Origin of the sequence: Thalassolituus marinus (assembly GCF_020320395.1) — a bacterium.
GTDB classification, from domain to species: Bacteria; Pseudomonadota; Gammaproteobacteria; order Pseudomonadales; family Oceanobacteraceae; genus Venatoribacter; species Venatoribacter marinus.
In genome coordinates, this window is record NZ_JAEDAH010000068.1 from 1 (window position 1) to 3596 (window position 3596).

At 51.9% G+C, this 3596-nt stretch carries 2 protein-coding genes; one reads left to right on the plus strand and one right to left on the minus strand.

All coding sequences use genetic code 11. From position 1 onward, the window contains the following. Window positions 1–100: 100 nt before the first annotated feature. On the minus strand, window positions 101–1039 hold the full coding sequence (locus I9W95_RS12175; RefSeq protein WP_225675263.1) for a nucleoside recognition family protein: 939 nt from the start codon (window positions 1037–1039) through the stop codon (window positions 101–103). 257 nt (window positions 1040–1296) lie between these two features. Here I9W95_RS12175 and I9W95_RS12180 point away from each other — a divergent pair, with 257 nt between their 5' ends. Further along, window positions 1297–3477, plus strand: coding sequence for a malate synthase G (locus tag I9W95_RS12180; RefSeq protein WP_225675265.1), 2181 nt, complete (start codon window positions 1297–1299; stop codon window positions 3475–3477). The last annotated feature ends 119 nt before the right edge of the window (window positions 3478–3596 follow it).

The following is a 3596-nucleotide window of genomic DNA, read 5'->3' on the forward strand; positions in this document are numbered from 1 at the left end:
TTCCCCTGGTAGGCAGTAGGCATTGCAGATTTAAAAGTCGTTTATAGAAAACAGATATCTTTAAACTGTGGGACAGCAGTGGGCTGATAGCCGCTTTTTTTTATGCGTACAGCAGAGTGTGGCAGATGATGCGGAACACAATCCCTGTAAGCGCTCCGAGTACAGCTGGCAGTGCAACAGCCGCGATTCGGGGGCCGGCACTAACCAGGATGGCGAGCCCGGCGATGTCGAGAGGGCAGATCAGCAGTCCAGCAATAAGATTGATGCTGGTGCTGCTCAGAGCGCCGTTGTTAAAAGCTTCCATGGCAATGCCCATCATGGCGGTTCCGCCTGCAATATATTTGGTAAATGCCAGTAGTAGTGTCTGTGGTGGGTAGCCAGCGGCGATAAGCAGGTCGCGGGTGACGTTTTCAAGTAAATCAATAGCGCCGGTCATGCGGATAAGGTTGACGGCTACGAGGGCGACGACCAGTAATGGTAGGGCGCCGATGGCTATTTCCCATGCATCCTTACCTGCATGGCGGATGGTGGTTAGTAGGTTGCGTTGTTCTTTTGCGATCGGCAATAACTGGTCGTCCGGGCAGGTGTTTGTGGTGCTGAGGGTGCGGCCGAACAGGTAATAAGCAGAGGCTGATGCGATGAATCCGCCGCAAAGTGCAATCGCGATGGTATTTGCTACGTCTAACCCGGCAGCGGCCATAGGAAAAACGACATTCGCCTGGGCAAGTGCCATGACCATGGCCAGTGTTGCTGCAATGTGTCGGTCAGAGGAGCCATTTCTTGCCATGATCGCCAGCGTCGCGATGGGAGCGGCAAAGCTCACCATGGTCGTTTGCAGCAGTGCAAATACACTGAGACCGGTAAGCCCGAATGGCTTCAGTATGGGGGTCAGAAGGATGACGATTCTGTTCAGTATGCCTTTGTCGTCCAGCCAGTGCATGATGGTCAGCATAACGATCATGATGGGTAGCAGAATGAACAGCGCCAGCTCTACCGCAGAGCGTCCGGAGCTGAGTATGGTGTTGGCGACTTGATCCATGGGTGGCGCTCTGACAAAAGCGTAAACGCTAACACGCCGGATGTTTCGGGTCACTTCGTACAAATACCTTTATACCGTTATCACTCTTTGTGGTATTCATCTCGGTGATACAGACTATCATCAACAATACATTCTGGTGATGCTGCTAATGGGGTATACTCCCGCGACTTTTTTTAACCGCTTCCCGGATCGGGAGGTGGTTAGTTGCAGAACTGCAGTCTCAAGGGGCTGCTAAATGACTAAATTGAGGCTGAATAATGACAGGATACGTTCAGAAAGGTGGCATTCAGGTCGCTCAGGAACTGTACGATTTCGTTAACGAAAAAGCGATTCCGGGTACTGGTGTAGACGCAGAGAAATTCTGGGCCGAGTTCGACGCTCTGGTTAATGACCTGGCGCCTAAGAACAAAGCGCTGCTGGCAAAGCGTGACGACTTCCAGGCTAAAATCGATGCGTACCACACTGAGCGTAAAGGTCAGCCACACAACGCGGCAGAGTACAAAGCGTTCCTGCAGGAAATCGGTTACCTGCTGCCAGAAGGCGATGATTTCGAAGCAACTACTGCTAATGTAGAGCCAGAAATCGGCCAGATGGCGGGTCCTCAGCTGGTTGTGCCTGTAATGAATGCTCGTTTCGCTCTGAACGCTGCTAACGCACGTTGGGGCTCTCTGTACGATGCGCTGTACGGTACCAACGTTATTTCTGAAGAAGGCGGTGCTGAGAAGGGCACTGGTTACAACAAAGTACGTGGCGACAAAGTTATCGCATACGGTCGTGACTTCCTGAACGAAGCAGCGCCTCTGGCAGCTGGCTCTCACGTAGACAGCACCAAATACGCTATCGAAGGCGGCAAGCTGGTCGTTAGCCTGAAAGACGGTTCTGTAACTGGCCTTAAAGACGAAGCTCAACTGGTCGGCTTCAACGGTGATGCAGCTGCGCCTGTATCCGTGCTGCTGGTTAACAATGGCCTGCACTTCGAAATCCAGGTAGATGCGTCTACTCCGGTTGGTTCTACTGACGCAGCTGGCGTTAAAGACATCCTGATGGAAGCGGCTCTGACCACCATTATGGACTGTGAAGACTCTGTTGCTGCTGTTGATGCGGCTGACAAAGTAGTGACCTATGGTAACTGGCTGGGCCTGATGAAAGGCGACCTGGCTGAAGAAGTAACCAAGGGCGGCAAAACCTTCACTCGTACCATGAATGCAGACCGTGAATACACTGGCGTTAACGGCGAAACTGTTAAGCTGAAAGGTCGCTCCATGCTGTTCATCCGTAATGTTGGCCACCTGATGACCAACCCTGCGATGCTGGACAAAGATGGTAACGAAGTACCGGAAGGCATCATGGATGGCATGGTGACTACCCTGATCGCTATGCACGATCTGAAAGGCAACGCGCCATTCCAGAACTCTACTACCGGTTCTGTAAACATCGTTAAGCCAAAAATGCACGGTCCTGAAGAAGTTGCGTTCGCTAACGAACTGTTTGGTCGTGTTGAAGACGCACTGGGTCTGCCACGCTTCACTATGAAGATGGGTATTATGGACGAAGAGCGTCGCACCACGGTCAACCTGAAAGAGTGTATCCGTTCTGCAAAAGACCGTGTTGTATTCATCAACACTGGCTTCCTGGATCGTACCGGTGACGAAATCCATACTTCTATGCTGGCCGGTCCATTCGTGCCTAAGTCTGTAATGAAGCAGCAGCTGTGGATCAACACCTACGAAAACTGGAACGTAGACACTGGTCTGGAAACTGGCCTGCAGGGTCGTGCGCAGATCGGTAAAGGCATGTGGCCTATCCCGGATGAAATGGGCATGATGATGGATCAGAAAATCGGTCATCCGAAAGCTGGTGCTAACACCGCATGGGTCCCATCGCCAACGGCTGCAACTCTGCACGCAATGCACTACCACAAGGTAGACGTATTTGCTGTTCAGAACGAACTGAAAGGTCGTGAGCACGCTTCTGTTGATGGCATTCTGACCATTCCACTGATGACTGCTGAAGAAGCCGCTGCGCTGACTCAGGAGCAGATTCAGAACGAACTGGATAACAACTGTCAGGGCATCCTGGGCTACGTTGTTCGCTGGATTGATCAGGGCGTTGGTTGTTCCAAGGTTCCGGATATTAACAACGTAGGTCTGATGGAAGACCGCGCAACTCTGCGTATCTCCTCTCAGCACGTTGCTAACTGGCTGGAGCATGGCATTTGTTCACGTGAACAGGTTGAAGACAGCCTGAAGCGTATGGCTGCGATCGTTGATGGTCAGAATGCAGGCGATGCTGCATACATCAATATGGCGCCAGGCTTCGACGGTATTGCTTTCCAGGCAGCGTCTGACCTGATCTTCAAAGGTAAAGAACAGCCAAGTGGTTACACTGAGCCGCTGCTGCACGCTTACCGCCTGAAGTTCAAGGCCGCTCAGAAGTAATTCTGACGCCTGAGAAAAGCCCGGCTAAGCCGGGCTTTTTTTAGGTTCATCGCACTTTACCGGGAAACGCCGCTTTGATTTTCAAAAAGAAGTAGTCGTTGTCCCGGTACCCATACGCC

Coding starts and splice junctions, on each gene's coding strand:
- I9W95_RS12180 (WP_225675265.1), top strand. CDS start 1,297: ATGACAGGATACGTTCAGAAAGGTGGCATTCAGGTCGCTCAGGAACTG.
- I9W95_RS12175 (WP_225675263.1), bottom strand. CDS start 1,039: ATGGATCAAGTCGCCAACACCATACTCAGCTCCGGACGCTCTGCGGTA.